The organism is Neorhizobium tomejilense (assembly GCF_964254135.1).
Lineage (GTDB): Bacteria > Pseudomonadota > Alphaproteobacteria > Rhizobiales > Rhizobiaceae > Neorhizobium > Neorhizobium tomejilense.
Window position 1 is genome coordinate 2,000,818 of record NZ_CAXUSO020000001.1, and the last position, 16,151, is coordinate 2,016,968.

Here is a 16,151-nt window from a genome sequence, read left to right on the forward strand (position 1 = left end):
TTCGCAGTGGGCAACCGGCGGCCTCTTCACAATTTGGCCTTGCCTTGTGTGAACAGTCAGAATGAAAGCAGAACATTTTCTGGTCTTTCAGGTCCGAATCACTACATTGGCCGCATGACGAACAGTTTCGACGACATTCCGTTCTTCGACGAAGAACCTGAGCAGGCGCAGCGCAAGGGCCCGGCCCCCGCCCTGGCGCAGCCGGCCGGAAACGGCGGCCTCGGCATCGCCGCGCGCGCCATGGCGGCCCGCGACCAGCACCGGGCGCCCGATTATCTCGCAGGCCTCAACCCGGAACAGCGCGAAGCGGTCGAGACGCTCGACGGCCCTGTCCTCGTGCTCGCAGGCGCGGGCACGGGCAAGACGCGGGTGCTGACCACCCGCATCGCCCACATCCTCGCAACCGGCCGGGCCTTCCCTTCGCAGATCCTTGCCGTCACCTTCACCAACAAGGCCGCGCGCGAAATGAAGGAACGCGTCGGCGTTCTGGTCGGCGGCGCGGTCGAGGGCATGCCCTGGATGGGCACCTTCCACTCGATCGGCGTGAAACTGCTGCGCCGCCATGCGGAACTCGCGGGCCTGCGCTCCGACTTCACCATTCTCGACACCGACGACGTGGTGCGGCTGATCAAGCAGCTGATCCAGGCCGAGGGGCTGGACGACAAGCGCTGGCCGGCAAAACAGTTCGCCGGCATGATCGACACCTGGAAGAACAAGGGCCTGACGCCGCCGGACATTGCCGAGGGCGACGCCCGTGCATTTGCCAACGGCAAGGGCCGCGAGCTCTATGCAGCCTACCAGGCGCGGCTTCGCACACTGAACGCCTGCGATTTCGGCGATCTGCTGCTGCACCCGATCGCGATCCTCCGCAAGAACCCGGATCTTCTGAAGGAATATCACGGCAAGTTCCGCTACATCCTCGTCGACGAGTACCAGGACACCAACACCGCGCAGTACATGTGGCTGCGGCTGCTTGCACAGCGGCCCAAGGACGTTCCCCAGAACGTCTGCTGCGTCGGTGACGACGACCAGTCGATCTATGGCTGGCGCGGCGCGGAGGTCGACAACATCCTGCGCTTCGAGAAGGATTTTCTGGGCGCCAAGGTGATCAAACTCGAGCGCAACTACCGCTCCACCGAACACATCCTCGGTGCCGCCGGCCATCTGATCGCCCATAACGAGGGCCGCCTCGGCAAGACGCTGTTCACCGACCGCTCCGACCCCGACGACGAGAAGGTCGTGGTACATGCAGCCTGGGATTCGGAAGAGGAAGCGCGCGCCGTCGGCGAGGAGATCGAGAACCTCCAGCGCGGCAAACATAAGCTCAACGACATGGCGATCCTGGTGCGCGCCTCGTTCCAGATGCGCGAGTTCGAAGACCGGTTCGTAACATTGGGCCTCAACTACCGGGTCATCGGCGGTCCGCGCTTCTACGAGCGGCTCGAGATCCGCGACGCCATGGCTTATTTCCGCATGGTCTGCCAGCCCTCCGACGACCTTGCCTTCGAGCGGATCATCAACACCCCAAAGCGCGGCCTCGGCGACACGACCGTGCGCTACCTGCACGACTATGCCCGCGCCCGCGACATCCCCATGCTGCAGGCGGCGGCCGACCTCATCGAGACCGACGAACTGAAGCCGAAGGCCCGCAAGGCGCTGTTCGACGTGGTGACCGACTTCCGCCGCTGGCAGGGCCTGCTCGAAAACACTTTGCACACCACGCTTGCCGAGCAGATCCTCGACGAAAGCGGCTATACCGCCATGTGGCAGAACGACAAATCGGCGGAGGCGCCGGGCCGCCTGGAAAACCTCAAGGAACTGGTGCGTTCCATGGAGGCCTTCGAGAGCATGCGCGGTTTCCTCGAACACGTCTCGCTGGTCATGGATGCCGAGAACAACGAAAACCTCGATGCCGTCTCGATCATGACGCTGCATTCGGCCAAGGGCCTGGAATTCGACACCGTCTTCCTGCCCGGCTGGGAGGAAGGCCTGTTTCCGCACCAGCGGGCGCTCGATGAGGGCGGCCGTTCAGGGCTGGAAGAGGAACGCCGCCTCGCCTATGTCGGCCTGACGCGCGCCAAACACCGCTGCCACATCTGGTTCGTCTCGAACCGCCGCATCCACGGCCTGTGGCAGTCGACCATGCCGTCGCGTTTCCTCGACGAACTACCGGCAGCTCATGTGGACGTCGCAGCCTCAGACAGCAATTACGGCGGTTATGGCGGCCGCGGCGGTTACGGCCAGTCGCGTTTCGACAAGGCCGAGCCCTTCGCCAACAATTATTCGACGCCCGGCTGGAAACGCGCCCAGGCCAACAAGACCGACGCCACCCGCGACAACTGGGGCACCCGCTCCGGCCACGCCGTGGAACGCATCGGCTACGGCGAAAGCGGCCCGCGCACCCGCACCATCGACGGTGAACTGGTGGCCAAATCGGTCGCCGACAAGCCCTCGCAATTTTCGGTCGGCGACCGGGTGTTCCACGTCAAGTTCGGCAACGGGAATATCTCGGCGATCGAAGGCAACAAGCTGACGATCGAGTTTGATCGCGCCGGTCAGAAGCGGGTGCTCGATGGGTTTGTGGAGCGGGTGTGAGCTTGGACGTTGCTGTAGGGCCTGACGACCAGATCGAAATCCTGCTGCTGACCGGACCTGCGGGCGTCGGCAAGTCTACTCTTTCCTGGGAGATCTCCGCTCGCCTCGCCGAGGCCGGTATTGCGCATGCAGCGATCGAAAGCGACGAACTGGACCGGATATTCCCGCGCCCTTCGCGCCAGGACCTGGAGCGGCTGTCTCCGGGCACGACCGATGTCAGTGCCCTCACCCTCAAGGCGATATGGTCGACTTACAAGGAGCTGGGGAGCAAGCGCCTGATCCTGTCAGGCGTCATGATGCACCTGGATTTCGACAGAAGGTGGATCACGTCGGCGATACCCGGCGCCAGGTTCACTGTCGTTCGCCTGATGGCAACGGAAGAGAACATTGCCAGCAGATTGGCCCGGCGAGAAACTGAAGGAAGCATGGAGGCTCAACTCGGACGTTCTCTCCGGCAGATGAACCGCATGGCGACCGAGACGGGCAAGGATATTCTTTACATAAATACCGACGGACGCACCGCTCCCGAGATCACAGACGAGGTTTTAGCCAGGATAGACTGGCTGCAACCACGAAACAGGACTGAGATTCTCTAGACCTGTTTGGCTACCAGAACAGCCACATGTTCCCGCAACGTCGCCTCCCTCCCTCACCTCACCGCATCGCGCCAGGCTTAGGATTTGGCGGAAGCCTGCGAGAAACCGAGCGACCGATACGCTTCTTCACATTGTCCGGCAGACAGTCAACCTTGTCAGCCTCCCTGTCTCCCGCTACCTCAAGCACCGGAGCTTTGAATTTTAAGGGAGGAACTCATGAAAGCCATCGTCACGGCCCCTGGCGGGCTCGATGCCCTGAAGCTCGTCGATCTGCCGGATCCCGGCAAACCGGGCCGGGGCGAAATCCGGGTGGCGCTGCATGCGAGCTCGATCAATTTCCATGACCTGAGCGTCGCAAGCGGCAGGACGCCGACCGATGGGCGGGTGCTGATGGCGGACGGTGCCGGCGTGGTCGAGGAGGTCGGCGAAGGGGTGATCGAGTTCAAGCCCGGCGACCATGTGGTCTCCTGCTTCTTTCCGGACTGGCAGGATGGTCCGCCGCTGCCGGGCGGTTTTTCGCGCACGCCGGGCGACGGGATCGACGGGTTCGCGACGGAATACGCGGTACGGCCGGTCGCCGCCTTCACTCTCGCTCCAACAGGGTTCAGCCATGTGGAAGCAGCAACGATCACCACGGCCGGCCTGACCGCCTGGCGGGCGCTGGCCGAGCTTGGGCGACTGAAGGCCGGCGAGACGGTGCTGGCGCTCGGCACGGGCGGCGTCTCCATCTACGCGCTGCAGATCGCGAGAGCCATGGACGCGCGGGTGGCGATCACCTCCTCCTCCAACGACAAGCTGGAGCGGGCGAGAAAGCTCGGCGCCGAGTTTACGGTCAACTACAAGGACCACACCGACTGGGGCAAGCAGGTTTTCGACTGGACCGGCGGCCGCGGCGTCGATCACGTGGTGGAAGTCGGCGGTCCGGCGACGCTCGGGCAATCCATCCAGGCGGTGAAGATGGGCGGCCATATCGCCATGATCGGCGTGCTGACCGGCGCGCGCGGCGAGGTGCCGACCGCGGCGCTGATGGGCAAGCAGGCGGTGCTGTCGGGCATTCTGGTCGGCAGCCGCCGCCAGCAGCAGGATTTCGTCCGGGCGCTCGATACGGGTCTGGTGAGGCCGGTGATCGACAGGATCTTTCCGCTTGAGAAACTCGCCGACGCCTTTCGCTACGAGATGAGCGGCAGCCATTTCGGCAAGATCGGCATCGAGTGGTGACACGCCAAGGGCAGAGGTTTTCCTTGCGGAGAACCCCTGCCCCGGTTACCTCGAAAACCAGACCCGGCCATCAGGGAGCAGCGCCATGTTTCTCACCAATCAGGACGTCATCGAACTCACCGCCTGGCGGCGCAAGCTGCATTCCATGCCGGAGATATCAGGCGAGGAGATCGCAACGGCTGCCGAGGTGCAGCGGTTCCTCGCCGATACGGTGCCCGACCGGGTGGTGACAGGCCTTGGGGGCACCGGCGTCGCGGTCGTCTACGACAGCGGGCTTCCGGGCCCGACCGTTCTGTTCCGCGCCGAGCTGGATGCGTTGCCGATCGAGGAAGTCGGCTCGCCGGAGCATCGCTCGAAAATCCCCGGCAAGGGCCATATGTGCGGGCACGACGGCCATATGGCCATGCTCGCGGCGCTTGGGCGGCAGTTCGGCCGCGAAAGGCCGAAGCGCGGCCGCGTCATCCTCATGTTCCAGCCGGCCGAAGAGACCGGCGCCGGCGCCGCAGCGGTCGTCGCCGACGAGAAGTTCAGGGAACTGGTGCCGGATTACAGTTTTTCGCTGCACAACATGCCGGGCCTGCCGCTCGGCCATGCCTGGCTGAAGGACGGGATCGTCAACTGCGCGTCGCGCGGCCTGCGGATTTCTCTGACGGGGCGCACGGCGCATGCCTCCATGCCGGAGACGGGCATCTCGCCGGTGCCGGCGGTGGCAACGCTGATGCCGGCGCTGACGGCCCTCAGCCGGGGCTCGATCGCAGCCGGCGACATGGTGCTGGCAACGGTGACGCATGCCTCGGTCGGCGAACCTGCCTTCGGGATTGCGCCCGGCCATGCCGAAGTCTGGGTAACATTGCGCACCATGACCGACGGCCAGATGCAGGCGTTGACCACCGAGGCCGAAGATCTGGTCCGCGAGGTCGCAGCCGTCGGCGGTCTCGGATACGAGATGGACTATCATGACATCTTCGGCCATTGCGAAAACCATGCGGAAGCCGCCGCCCTGCTGCGGGCGGCAATGGATGCCGAAGGCGTTCCCCACGATGTCGGTGAAGCGATGCGCGGCTCGGAGGATTTCGGCCGGTTCGCGACCGTGTCGAAATCGGCGATGTTCTTCCTCGGTGCCGGCGAAAACATGCCGAACCTGCACAATCCGAACTATGATTTTCCCGATGACCTGATCCCGATCGGCACGAAGATCTTCACGCGCGTGGCGAGGGATATTCTCGGCTGAAATTGGGTCGGAGGAAACGGCGCCCGATCAGGCGTCGTTATTGCTGAACAGGTTGGCGATGAAACCGCCACCGGTGCCCCGTCCGGGGCGCTTGCCGTCCCACTTGGGCACGATCACCATATGGGTGATGTCGCCGCGCTGGAAGGCTTTCAGGAATGCGTTGTAGTCGGCAAAGGCGACGCAGCCGTGCGAGTCGCCGCGCACCCGCAGCAGGAAGCTGTGGGCGAGCAGGCCTGTGCGGCCCTGCGGCGCCTTGCCGTCGACCGGCGTCAGGCGGATCGCGGCGACACCGTGGAACAGCTTTTCGCGCATCGACAGCTTGTAGGTGCCGGGCGGCGTCGGGCCACGCATCGTCACATGCGTGTATTTCGGGTTGTCGCGCATTTTGCCGATGCCGGAATGCGCCTCGAGCTTGGAGCCGTTCGGCATATAGACCATACCGCCGGAAATATCGTAGACGGCCACTTTCGTGCCGATGCCGGGCCAGGCCGGCGCCGACTGCCGGGTCGGCTCCTCGCGCATCGGATTGTCGGGCTTGGCAAAGGCGAGCGCGGTCGGCTTGTCGTCGCCGTCATCCGTCTTGGCGGGCTTTTGCGGCGCGACAGCGGCGATAGCCGCAAGGGCTGCCGGCTTGGCGGGTTTGTCGGCGGCGGAACCCGGACGGATCACCGGCAGCGGACCGGCCTTCGGCAGATCATAGGAAGGCACTGCCGGAACGGTCGCCTCGACCGCCGCGATCTCGCTCTCGTCGGCACCGTCTTCTTCCAGGGCAGTTTCTTCGAGCGCGGCCATCTCGACCGGCTTCATGTCCTTGAGCCCGGCAACGGTGGTGACCGTCTCGGCATCCTGAATCATATCCGGCAAGGTGCCGCTCGCCGAGCGGGGCGCCACGACCACGAGGCTTTCCATCGCAGGGCCGAGCACCGCGCGGATGGCATTGGCGTCCGGACGGGTTTTTTCGAGCGCGGCGAACCGCTGTTCGTGTTCCTGATGCCGGGCGGCCTTGGCCATCGCCACGGTCAGCACCCGGCTGACGTTCGAAAGATCCGGCTTGCGGGCTTCGAGGGCGGCCACATCGGCGCCAGTCAGGCGATTGCCCTTGGGATCGGCAGGCGCACTGCCCGGAAGGCGGGAGAATTTCGAAACATCGATCTCGCGTTCCCGCGTTGCGACGGCGGGAACGGCAAGAGCGATCGGTTTTGCCAACGCCGTCTCGAACTTCACATCGGAAGCCGACTTCACCGCGGTCGCCATGGTAACCATCGACGCACCCATCAGGGCAGCGACCGTCAGGCCGAAACCGACCGTGACATTGACCAGGAGAGAGCGGGATTTTTTGCGGCGTTGCGGAACTTTGCCTGCCTGCCTGCCATTTACCGACGTCTGGACCGAACGCGCCATCACTCGTTACCCGAACCGTTACTCACACCGGCGGGCATCGCTTCCGCGAGACCACCAACACAACCCTGGCGAGCGCTGAGCAAACGAAGATTTTGCTCACTGCCGCCTATCGACTGCATGTGAGGATGAACGATTATGGTAACCAATGTCTTTACGCCGCCCCGATTTGGTTTCGGTGGTGCACATAAAAGCGCATGCCGTCGGAAGTTTAACCGAATTGCGGCAACGGGGTGTCCGCCCCGTGCCCAATTGAGGCTAGTCAAGCCAACGACCGTTGCTGTTTAGCCACAAAATCCAAGTCTTTCAAGGCTTGTCAGAATTTTTATACCATTTCCTTCTCAGCGCGCCGCCGGCCCTCGGACACATATTCCGACAGCAACGCCTTGACGACGTCCATGACCGCCCGCAGCCGAGGTGTATACCGAAGCCTTTCAGAGTGGTCGGACAGGTCTCTGCAGCAGGCGAAATCTCGGGGTAAAAACAGTAGATCAGGTCCTTATGGCCGGTCGCCACGAACTCGAGAACAGTCCAATCCTGAGCTCGCTGTGAATGCTCGACAGCGTTGTAGAGGCTGAGTTCCGCCGCACCACGATGCCCCTCACGGGGGAGTTTTTCCGCACCCCAAAACAGCCGGATGGCCCTCGATCCTGGAAGGATGGAGATCGACAGAACAGCGCTGACTGCTGCACTGCAAAACGTATCGGCCTTGATCCTGCCGCCCGCCCTTGGCATCCTCCGATAATCCAGGATTCGGAGGACGACCGATGAAAGCGCTGCTCCTGATCGATATCCAGAACGGTTTTTGCCCGGGCGGCAACCTGCCCGTGGCGCACGGCGACGAGATCGTGCCGGTCGCAAACCAGCTGATCGAAGGCGGCGGCTACGATGTCATCGTCGCCTCGCAGGACTGGCACCCGGAAAACCACGGCAGCTTTGCCTCCCGGCATCCGGGCAAGAAGCCGTTCGATATGGGCGAGCTGTCCGGCCAGCCGCAGGTCATGTGGCCGGATCATTGCGTGCAGGGCACGCCGGATGCGGAGTTCCACCCGGACCTTAACGTCGAGGCCATCGACTATATCCAGCAGAAAGGCGAGAACCCTGCCGTCGACAGCTACTCCGCCTTCCGCGACAACGACCAGGCCGCAACGACCGGCCTTGCCGGCTATCTCAGAGCCCAGCAGGTGACCGAACTCGATCTCTGCGGGCTCGCCACCGACTATTGCGTGAAGTTTTCCGCTCTCGACGCCGTGGATATGCTGCCGGGCATAAAAGTGCGTTTCATCGAGGACGCCAGCCGCGGCATCGATCCGGAAGGCGTGAAGAGCGCCATCGCCGAGATGAGAGCAAAAGGCGTCGGCATCGTTTCGAGCAAGGATATTCTTGCCGACTGATCGCCGGCACCGGGACCAGCCGGGCCTGATAGTTCAGCGGAATCGATCGTTCCATCAGCCCAATTGAATTGCGCGAGGTCCCGCAGGGCTCTAAAGCCGATGCGAAAAGGATTTCTTCGATGAATCGCAGCGAATTCAACCAGGGTCTAAAGGGTGGCCTCATCATTGCCCTGTCCGCAGCGCCCTTCGCAATGCTGTTCGGCGCCGTGGCAAGCGACAACGGCCTCTCGGTCATGGAAGCCGGGCTGATGAGCGCGACCGTCTATGCCGGCGCCAGCCAGCTCGTCGGCATCGAACTTTTCGGCCACCAGGTGGCGCCGTGGCTGATCGTGCTCTCCGTCTTCGCCGTGAATTTCCGCCATATTCTCTATTCGGCGGCGCTGACCCGATACATTACCCATTTCACGCCGGTCCAGAAATTCTTCACCTTCTTCGTGCTGACCGACCCGCAATTCGCGGAGGCCGTGAAACGCGGCGAAAGCGGCCGGGGCGTCAGTTTCCCGTGGTATATCGGCTTCGGCGCCGCGATCTATTTCCCCTGGCTGTTTTTCAGCGTCGTCGGCGCGTTTTTCGGGCGAATGATGGGCGATCCGCGTGCGCTTGCGATCGACGTGCTGCTGCCGGTTTATTTCCTCGGGCTGGTCATCGGCTTTCGCAGCAAGCCGGGCTTCTATCCGGTGGTGGTGGCGAGCGCGCTCGGCTCCGTGCTCGGCTATCATTTCGTAGGCTCGCCCTGGCATGTCAGCATCGGTGCCGCGGTCGGCGTAGTCGTTGCCGCTTTCCTGCCGCTCTCCACTGAATCCGTGCCGGCCGACGCCGCCACCGAGATGGAGAGCTGACATGACCGACCTCATCTCCGTGGATATGGCTCTGCTGATATTGGCCGCTGCGGCCGCGACGTTCCTCACCCGTATCGGCGGTTATGTGCTGATCACCCGGATGAAGACGATCCCGCCGCGCATGGAGCAGGCTCTCAACGCCGTGCCGGCAGCGGTTCTGACGACGCTCGTCGCGCCCGCCTTCTTCAACGGCGGCTGGGACGTCAAGATCGCCATGCTGGCGGCACTCGTGGTTGGGGTCCGGTATCCGGGCCTCCTGCTGCTCGGCGCCGGCTGGGCGGCAGCGATGATCTGCCGCCACCTCCTGGGTTTCTGATTAAAGGCGCCTGCTTCAGGAAAGCGGCTCCGTCGCCTTCACCAGCCAGGTCTTGACCGCGTCGTCCTCGATCAGCGGCAGCAGCTTTTCGCGCACGGCCGCGTGGTAGCCGTTCAGCCAGCCGAGCTCCTCGGCGGTCAGCAGGTCAGGCAGCACGAGGCGGCGGTCGATCGGGCACCAGGTCAGCGTCTGGAAGGCGAGCATCGGCTGGTCGCCGCCGTCGATCTCTTCCGCTCCGGTCACATAAATCAGGTTTTCGATGCGGATGCCGAAGGAGCCGGGACGGTAATAACCGGGCTCGTTCGAAAGGATCATGCCGGGAAGCAGTTCCTGGGTCGCCAGCCGCGAGATCCGCTGCGGCCCCTCATGGACGGAGAGATATGAGCCGACGCCGTGGCCCGTGCCATGCGCATAATCGCCACCGGCCTTCCAGAGCGCGATGCGGGCGAGCGGATCGAGATCGCAGCCGCGCGTGCCCTTCGGAAAGCGCGCCGTGCTGATGCCGATCATGCCCTTCAGCACCAGGGTGAAGAAACGCTTGTGCTCCTCCGGAACAGAGCCGACCGCGACCGTGCGGGTGATGTCCGTCGTGCCGTTGACATATTGCGCCCCCGAATCAACCAGGAAAAGCTCGCCCGCTTCGAGCTTGCGGTTTGTCTCGGTCGTCACCCTATAGTGGATGACCGCACCGTGTTCGCCGGCGCCGGAGATCGTCTCGAAGGAAATGTCCTTCAGCGGGTTCTGCATGTTTTGTCCGACGCGGGCGCGGGTCGCCTCCAGCGCCTTGACCGCGTCGATCTCGGTGATCGTGCCGGGCGCCTGGGCGTCGAGCCAGCAGAGATATTCGACCATCGCCGCGCCATCCTGCAGATGCGCCTTGGCCGAACCGTCGAGCTCCTCGCGGTTCTTGCACGCCCGCGGCAGTTTTGCCGGATCAGAAGCCTCGACCACCTCGCCGCCGGCGGCCGTAATAGCCTTGGTGAGCGCCAGCGGCGTCAGCTCTGGGTCGATGAGGATCTTCGCGCCATCCGCCGAGAAGGCAGCAAGCCGCGCGAGGAATTCCGAAGGCGGACGCTGGACGGCGATCTGGGCCAGATAGGCGGCCTGTTCGATACCGGTCTTCATCTGGTCGAGAAAAATCTCGGCCTTGCCCTCCGCCGGAATGATGGCGCGCGACAACGGATAGGGCGTGTGCGGCACGTCGTCACCGCGGATGTTGAATATCCAGGCAACCGAAGTCGGATCCGCGATGACGACCGCGGCAGCCCCCTTCTCCTTTACCTGGCTCGCAATCGAGGCAATCTTCTCGCCCGCCAGCGTACCGGCATGCTCCTGTTTCTGGATCGAGACGGCGCCGAGCGGCTCGGCTGGCCTATCGGTCCAGATCGCGTCGAGTGGATTGCCGTCGAGCAGCACCAGCGATCCGCCGATCTCGGCAAGCGCCTTTTCCAGCCGGCGTACTTCCGCCCCCGCATGCAGCCACGGATCGATGCCGAGTCGGAAACCTTTCGCGCCGTGGCGCGGCAGCCAGACATGCGGCGGTTCGTTGACGAGATCGCCGGCGGTAAAGACCGAGCCATCCACCTGTTCGGCAAGCTGGGTGACGTAACGTCCGTCGACGAAAACGATAGCCTCCCGTTGCGTCACGAGCGCCATGCCGGCCGATCCGGTGAAGCCGGTGAGCCAGGACAGGCGCTCGGCCGAGGCCGGCACGTATTCACCCTGATATTCGTCGGCACGGGGGACGAGAAAACCGTCAATGCCGAGATCTGCGAATTTCGCCCTGAGCGCGCTGACGCGATCGCGGCCGAACTGCGGGGCGGACTTCACTTCGAAGGACTGGAACATGAGGTTGTTTTTCCGGGCTGCCTGATTCCGAGAGGTCGGACCATGTTAGCCGATCTTCGACGGACATTGCCAGACGGGCCGGATGAGCGATGATTGTGCATCTGCTCAACTGGTCTGGCGCGGATCTGGCCATCCTATGCAGCAAACGCATACCACCAATGAGAGAAGCCCTCTCACTGTGCGGTGCAGCAATCGCTATATTCACTTCATCGAACGGGCGCCGAACCAGGCCCGTGTCAAAAGGATCGCTTCCATGGCCAACTCTTTCTTCCGCAATGCCTTCAACCGCGTGGTCGAAGCTCGCGAGCGTCAGGTTGCCCGTTACGTCAACGGCGCCTTGCTGAACCTCGATGACGAAACGCTGAAGGGCCTCGGCACCAGCCGCGAAGAACTGCGCCGCAAGGGCGCCCAAAGCTACGTATTCTAAGCTACGTATTCTGACCATACGACCGGCGCGGGCTCTCCTCCCTCACCCGCCCCGGCTTTCAGGATACGAGGCCCGCTCGAGCAGATCCTCCCTCACGCTCGCGGGTAGATCAGTCTCAGAACTGATCGCAAGGCGGCACCATTGGTGTCGCCTTTTTGCTGTCTGCACCAGAAGCCATGCAAGAAAATCAATGCTGCATTGCGAAACGGGTTATCGGCTGCGCAGATGGATCGTCACCCAGCCATTGCGCCATATGGTGCGGACATGGGCCAGGTGAACGCCGCTATAGGCGGCCAGCACCCTCCAGCGCTGTCCGGCCAGGATGCCGGACAGGATCACCGAACCGCCAGGCGCCAGATGTGCGGCCAGCTGCGGCGCCATCTTCATCAGCGGCCGCGCGAGAATGTTGGCGATGATCAGGTCGAACGGCCCCTCGCGATCAAACGCCGGCGAATGAAATCCCGGCGCCGTCTCCAGGCGGATGCCGGTGGCGATGCCGTTGCGGCGGACGTTTTCCCGCGCCACCCGCACGGCGACCGGGTCGATATCGGTCGCCAGAACCGGGATATTGCGCAGCTTGCGCACGGCGAGCGCCAGCACGCCGCTTCCGGTTCCGAGATCGAGCGCGTTGCGGACGGGTCTCGCGCGCATCACGTCCTCGATCATTTCGAGGCAGCCGGCGGTGGTGCCGTGATGACCGGTGCCGAAGGCCTGGCCCGCATCGATCTCGATGGCGATGTCGTTGACCTTGACCTTGTCGCGGTCATGCGACCCATGGACGATGAACCGCCCGGCCCTCACCGGCTTCAGCCCTTCCAGCGATTTGGCGATCCAGTCGATATCCGGAATGACTTCCCTCTGGATTTCCAGAGCGGGAAAGGCCTGGGCGAGACCTTCGGCGACACGCTCGCGCACCATCTCCTCGTCATCCGCCATCATGTAGACGGAGGCTTCCCAGATATCCTTCTTCTCATCGACCTCGGTGGTGGCGATGGCGAAATCCTCTTCGCCGAAAACCTCCGACAGGATATCGAGGATCTCGGCCGCACCTTTTTCGGTGGACGTGACGTAAAGGCGGATTTCGCTCAAGGAAACGGTCTCTCAGCTATTGATCGGTGGCGGAGAGGATTGCCACAGAAGCTGTGTCCGCTTCAACGTCAAACGTATCAGCCCTTGATCAGATTTTCGAGCTTCTTGATCGCGACGTCCGGGTTTTCGCCGTAGGCAATGGTGCCGGCGAAGCGGCCGCCATCGTCGAGCAGGAATACCGACGCCGTGTGATCCATGGTGTAGTCGCCGTTCGGATCCTTTTCGTCGACCGGCACCTTCTTGAAATAGACCTTGAACCCCTTGGCCATCTCCTGGACCTTGGCCGGCGGGCCGGAAATGCCCTTCACCCGGTCGGTGACATTGGAAACGTACTGGCCGAGCAGTTCAGGACTGTCGCGCTCCGGATCGATGCTGACGAAATATCCGTTGAGCTTGGTGCCGTCCGGATCAACCTTGCGCAGCCAGCCGTTGAGCTCGAAAAGCGTCGTGGGGCAGACTTCCGGGCAATGGGTGAAGCCGAAAAACAGCGCCGTCGGCTTGTCCTGGAAGGCCTTTTCGGTGATTGGCTGGCCATTCTGGGCGACGAGCTGGAACGGCACGCCGAACGGACCCTCGGCAAGCTGCTGTTTCGAACGCGTCAATGTCAGCGTCAGCGCCACCAGCACGCCCGCCAACGCAACGACGGCGATCCACAGAACAATTCGGAAGCTCTTCATCGGTATCTCTTCAGCTCAGGCCCGGTTGACGGAGCGATAGACCCGAGCCGGCGGCCGCGCAATTCAAGAAGTCGTTTTCGAAAGTCATCGCGCTGATTTGTCTCAACGCCAAGGCAGTGGTCAGAAACACCAGGAAAGACCGGTTTCATCGAGCGTCAGCAGGATGGATGAGCCGAACCGGAGCCAGCCGTAAAAGGCGATGCCGCCGAGCCCGAGCAAGAGCAGGCTCACGGCGGTGATCAGCGGCAGGCGGTAACTGTCGACGGTGCTATCCATGCTATTCAATCTACAACCTTTTCCGGCTCCTTGGAAGGCGGCACAACCTCCAAACAAGCTTAGCGTAAGATTAATACCTGTCTGAGATCTTATAAAGGCGAAGGTGGTTCACGAATCGTTGCGGCAAATGGGAGTGAGATGCGACACGCATCGCACTGAGGACCGCGATATCGTGAGGCACCCCAAAGACATGACGTCGCCGATATCGGCTCGCTCCCTGTTTCCATCTCTATCCGAAAGCCTGCCGGACCTTGTCCGGTGCCGGGAGGAATTTCAACAGCATGACGGCAGAACCCATTCGCAATACGCTATCGGTCAATCACCGGCTATGGACGCTGGCAGGATCCGCCTTTGCCGGTATCGGCGCCATGCTGTTTGTCGGCTGGTACGAGGGCCGCCAGGTCGACGAAGCGCTGCAGCGCGCCACCGAGATCCGGGAGCATGTGGATACGGTCAACGGCATGCGCATCGCCAACCTGGAGCTCGTCCTGGCAGCGATGGACACGATCGTCGACCGCGACGACAAACGCGTCGAGCCCGCCCGGCTGAAGGCGATGGCAGACTCTATCGACAAGTTGAAAAGCTCTTCGGGCGACCTGAAGAAACTCGCGACTGCCATGGGCAATCCGGGCCTCGTCGCAGGTTTTGAAACGGATCTCGTAGCCGTTTCCAGCGCAATCCAGATCGATCTCAGGAAAATGGTCGAAACCGGCGCGCCTGACGACGCCTATGACAAGATCGACGACGTCATCGACGGCGCTGGCGAACGGCTTGACACGGCTCTCGAGGCAGCAACCGTCGCAGGCGAAAAGCTTGTCAGCAATCGCGTCCAGGAGGCGAACACGCTTTCCTCGACCTCGCTCTATGTGCAGCTCGGCTGCGGCCTGATCGCATTGGTCGTCATGGCGATCCTGCAGAGCGTTCATGGCGGCGCCATAAGGCGCGGCATCGACGGCGTTCGCGCCAGCATGCAGCGGATCATCGGTGGCGACTACAAGACCGCCGTGCCCGGCATCGACCGCGGCGACGAAATCGGCGAGATGGCGCGCGCCACCGATATCTTCCGGCTTTCAGCCGTCGAGCGCCAGACCCTGGAGAACAGCCTGGACGACGAACGCCGCCGGAACGAGACCCAGAGGCAGGCGAGCGAATCGGAACAGAAGGCCGAAGCCCAAGCGCTCCAGTTTGCCGTCGATTCGCTTGCGAGCGCGCTCAATCGGCTCTCCGAAGGCGACCTCGCAGCCGCCCTTGATCGCCCTTTCCGCGGAGATCTCGAGCGCCTGCGCACCGATTTCAACCGGGTCGTCGAGCGCCTGCGCCACATCATGACCGAGGTTGCCAACAGCTCCAGTTCCATCGGCGCCAATGCCAACCAGATGCGCTCCGCTGCCGACGACCTGGCGAAGCGGACCGAAAAGCAGGCGGCCTCGCTCGAGGAAACATCCGCAGCCCTCGAAGAAATCACGGCGACCGTACGCAACGCCACCAGCCGCGCCGAGGAAGCGACGCAGATGGTGAGCGATGCCAAGGACTATACCGAAAAGTCCTCCGGCGTGGTTCGCGACGCCACGGCCGCCATGGGGCGGATCGAGGACGCGACCGCCGAAATCGGCAAGATCATCAACGTCATCGACGAAATCGCCTTCCAGACCAACCTGCTGGCCCTCAATGCCGGGGTCGAGGCAGCCCGCGCGGGCGAGGCCGGCAAGGGTTTTGCGGTCGTCGCCCAGGAAGTGCGCGAGCTCGCCGGGCGCGCCGCCGGTGCAGCCAAGGACATCAAGGCACTGGTCACCCGTTCGAACCACGAGGTCAAGACCGGCGTGGACCTGGTGAAGGCCACAGGCGACGCCCTGACCCGGATCGGCGACGATGTGCTGAAAATCAACGATCACGTTCACGCGATTTTCACTTCTGCGCGCGAACAATCAACCGGACTAACCGAGATCAATATGGCGATCGGCCAGATGGACCAAGCAACGCAACAGAATGCCGCAATGGTGGAGCAGAGCACCGCTGCCAGCCATTCGCTGGCCAGCGATGCCGAAAACCTGAACAAGTTGATCGGCCATTTCCAGATCCGTGGAGGCAATGGCCCTCGCGCCGTCGAGGCTGCGAGCGCTTCCACGCCACCCAAACCATCGCCCGCACTCAACTTGATGAACAAGCTCGCGGGAGCCTTCAGCAACAGCCCCACCTCCGTCAAGCCGAAGGCCGTGGGATCCTCAGACAAATGGGAAGAGTTCTGAC

14 protein-coding genes are annotated in these 16,151 nt (G+C 63.0%); 9 read left to right on the forward strand and 5 right to left on the reverse strand.

Annotated elements, in window-relative coordinates; all coding sequences use genetic code 11:
* Window positions 1-114 precede the first annotated feature (114 nt).
* From ACSQ3G_RS10345 to ACSQ3G_RS10360, 4 genes are all read left to right on the forward strand, one after another.
* Window positions 115-2,595, forward strand: a complete 2,481-nt coding sequence (locus tag ACSQ3G_RS10345; protein WP_436109959.1) for an ATP-dependent helicase — start codon at window positions 115-117, stop codon at window positions 2,593-2,595.
* On the forward strand, window positions 2,592-3,191 hold the full coding sequence (locus ACSQ3G_RS10350; protein ID WP_436109960.1) for an AAA family ATPase: 600 nt from the start codon (window positions 2,592-2,594) through the stop codon (window positions 3,189-3,191). The genes ACSQ3G_RS10345 and ACSQ3G_RS10350 overlap by 4 nt, the downstream gene beginning before the upstream one ends.
* Window positions 3,192-3,407: 216 nt before the next feature.
* A complete protein-coding gene (locus ACSQ3G_RS10355; RefSeq protein ID WP_436109961.1) occupies window positions 3,408-4,409 on the forward strand; it encodes a zinc-dependent alcohol dehydrogenase family protein in 1,002 nt (333 codons plus the stop codon).
* An 85-nt stretch (window positions 4,410-4,494) separates the two neighbouring features.
* Window positions 4,495-5,640, forward strand: coding sequence for an amidohydrolase (locus ACSQ3G_RS10360; RefSeq protein ID WP_436109962.1), 1,146 nt, complete (start codon window positions 4,495-4,497; stop codon window positions 5,638-5,640).
* 27 nt (window positions 5,641-5,667) lie between these two features.
* On the opposite strand, the gene ACSQ3G_RS10365 is transcribed toward ACSQ3G_RS10360, so the two are convergent.
* Window positions 5,668-7,041, reverse strand: a complete 1,374-nt coding sequence (locus tag ACSQ3G_RS10365) for a DUF2778 domain-containing protein (protein ID WP_436109963.1) — start codon at window positions 7,039-7,041, stop codon at window positions 5,668-5,670.
* Window positions 7,042-7,805: 764 nt separating this feature from the next.
* On the opposite strand from ACSQ3G_RS10365, the gene pncA reads away from it, so the two are divergent.
* The 3 genes from pncA to ACSQ3G_RS10380 all read left to right on the forward strand — a co-directional run bounded on the left by pncA (window position 7,806) and on the right by ACSQ3G_RS10380 (window position 9,587).
* A complete protein-coding gene (gene pncA / locus ACSQ3G_RS10370) occupies window positions 7,806-8,432 on the forward strand; it encodes a bifunctional nicotinamidase/pyrazinamidase (RefSeq protein WP_436109964.1) in 627 nt (208 codons plus the stop codon).
* A 119-nt stretch (window positions 8,433-8,551) separates the two neighbouring features.
* Entirely contained in the window at window positions 8,552-9,271 is a 720-nt protein-coding gene (locus ACSQ3G_RS10375) for an AzlC family ABC transporter permease (RefSeq protein WP_105415681.1), read from the forward strand.
* A 1-nt stretch (window position 9,272) separates the two neighbouring features.
* Window positions 9,273-9,587: an AzlD family protein gene (locus ACSQ3G_RS10380; protein WP_105400796.1), complete on the forward strand. Its 315-nt coding sequence runs from the start codon at window positions 9,273-9,275 to the stop codon at window positions 9,585-9,587.
* A 15-nt stretch (window positions 9,588-9,602) separates the two neighbouring features.
* Here ACSQ3G_RS10380 and ACSQ3G_RS10385 read toward each other — a convergent pair whose 3' ends face one another.
* Window positions 9,603-11,435 (reverse strand): aminopeptidase P family protein, encoded by a 1,833-nt coding sequence (locus ACSQ3G_RS10385; protein WP_436109965.1) that lies wholly within the window; start codon window positions 11,433-11,435, stop codon window positions 9,603-9,605.
* Between the two features lie 253 nt (window positions 11,436-11,688).
* Here ACSQ3G_RS10385 and ACSQ3G_RS10390 point away from each other — a divergent pair, with 253 nt between their 5' ends.
* The gene (locus ACSQ3G_RS10390) at window positions 11,689-11,862 is read left to right on the forward strand and encodes a hypothetical protein (RefSeq protein ID WP_037087476.1); all 174 of its coding nucleotides are present in this window, start codon (window positions 11,689-11,691) and stop codon (window positions 11,860-11,862) included.
* Between the two features lie 210 nt (window positions 11,863-12,072).
* Here ACSQ3G_RS10390 and ACSQ3G_RS10395 read toward each other — a convergent pair whose 3' ends face one another.
* From ACSQ3G_RS10395 to ACSQ3G_RS10405, 3 genes are all read right to left on the reverse strand, one after another.
* A complete protein-coding gene (locus tag ACSQ3G_RS10395; protein ID WP_436109966.1) occupies window positions 12,073-12,951 on the reverse strand; it encodes a 50S ribosomal protein L11 methyltransferase in 879 nt (292 codons plus the stop codon).
* A 77-nt stretch (window positions 12,952-13,028) separates the two neighbouring features.
* Complete coding sequence (locus ACSQ3G_RS10400; protein WP_046667597.1) at window positions 13,029-13,628, reverse strand: SCO family protein; 600 nt, start codon at window positions 13,626-13,628, stop codon at window positions 13,029-13,031.
* Between the two features lie 120 nt (window positions 13,629-13,748).
* On the reverse strand, window positions 13,749-13,904 hold the full coding sequence (locus ACSQ3G_RS10405) for a hypothetical protein (RefSeq protein ID WP_172745754.1): 156 nt from the start codon (window positions 13,902-13,904) through the stop codon (window positions 13,749-13,751).
* A gap of 281 nt (window positions 13,905-14,185) precedes the next feature.
* On the opposite strand from ACSQ3G_RS10405, the gene ACSQ3G_RS10410 reads away from it, so the two are divergent.
* Window positions 14,186-16,150, forward strand: coding sequence for a methyl-accepting chemotaxis protein (locus ACSQ3G_RS10410; protein ID WP_436109967.1), 1,965 nt, complete (start codon window positions 14,186-14,188; stop codon window positions 16,148-16,150).
* Window position 16,151: the final 1 nt, after the last annotated feature.

Excerpts from the sequence above, each read along its gene's own strand:
- ACSQ3G_RS10345 (WP_436109959.1), top strand. The coding sequence starts at position 115 with ATGACGAACAGTTTCGACGACATTCCGTTCTTCGACGAAGAACCTGAG.
- ACSQ3G_RS10385 (WP_436109965.1), bottom strand. The coding sequence starts at position 11,435 with ATGTTCCAGTCCTTCGAAGTGAAGTCCGCCCCGCAGTTCGGCCGCGAT.
- ACSQ3G_RS10360 (WP_436109962.1), top strand. The coding sequence starts at position 4,495 with ATGTTTCTCACCAATCAGGACGTCATCGAACTCACCGCCTGGCGGCGC.
- ACSQ3G_RS10405 (WP_172745754.1), bottom strand. The coding sequence starts at position 13,904 with ATGGATAGCACCGTCGACAGTTACCGCCTGCCGCTGATCACCGCCGTG.
- ACSQ3G_RS10410 (WP_436109967.1), top strand. The coding sequence starts at position 14,186 with ATGACGGCAGAACCCATTCGCAATACGCTATCGGTCAATCACCGGCTA.
- ACSQ3G_RS10380 (WP_105400796.1), top strand. The coding sequence starts at position 9,273 with ATGACCGACCTCATCTCCGTGGATATGGCTCTGCTGATATTGGCCGCT.
- ACSQ3G_RS10365 (WP_436109963.1), bottom strand. The coding sequence starts at position 7,041 with ATGGCGCGTTCGGTCCAGACGTCGGTAAATGGCAGGCAGGCAGGCAAA.
- ACSQ3G_RS10355 (WP_436109961.1), top strand. The coding sequence starts at position 3,408 with ATGAAAGCCATCGTCACGGCCCCTGGCGGGCTCGATGCCCTGAAGCTC.
- pncA (WP_436109964.1), top strand. The coding sequence starts at position 7,806 with ATGAAAGCGCTGCTCCTGATCGATATCCAGAACGGTTTTTGCCCGGGC.
- ACSQ3G_RS10375 (WP_105415681.1), top strand. The coding sequence starts at position 8,552 with ATGAATCGCAGCGAATTCAACCAGGGTCTAAAGGGTGGCCTCATCATT.
- ACSQ3G_RS10400 (WP_046667597.1), bottom strand. The coding sequence starts at position 13,628 with ATGAAGAGCTTCCGAATTGTTCTGTGGATCGCCGTCGTTGCGTTGGCG.
- ACSQ3G_RS10390 (WP_037087476.1), top strand. The coding sequence starts at position 11,689 with ATGGCCAACTCTTTCTTCCGCAATGCCTTCAACCGCGTGGTCGAAGCT.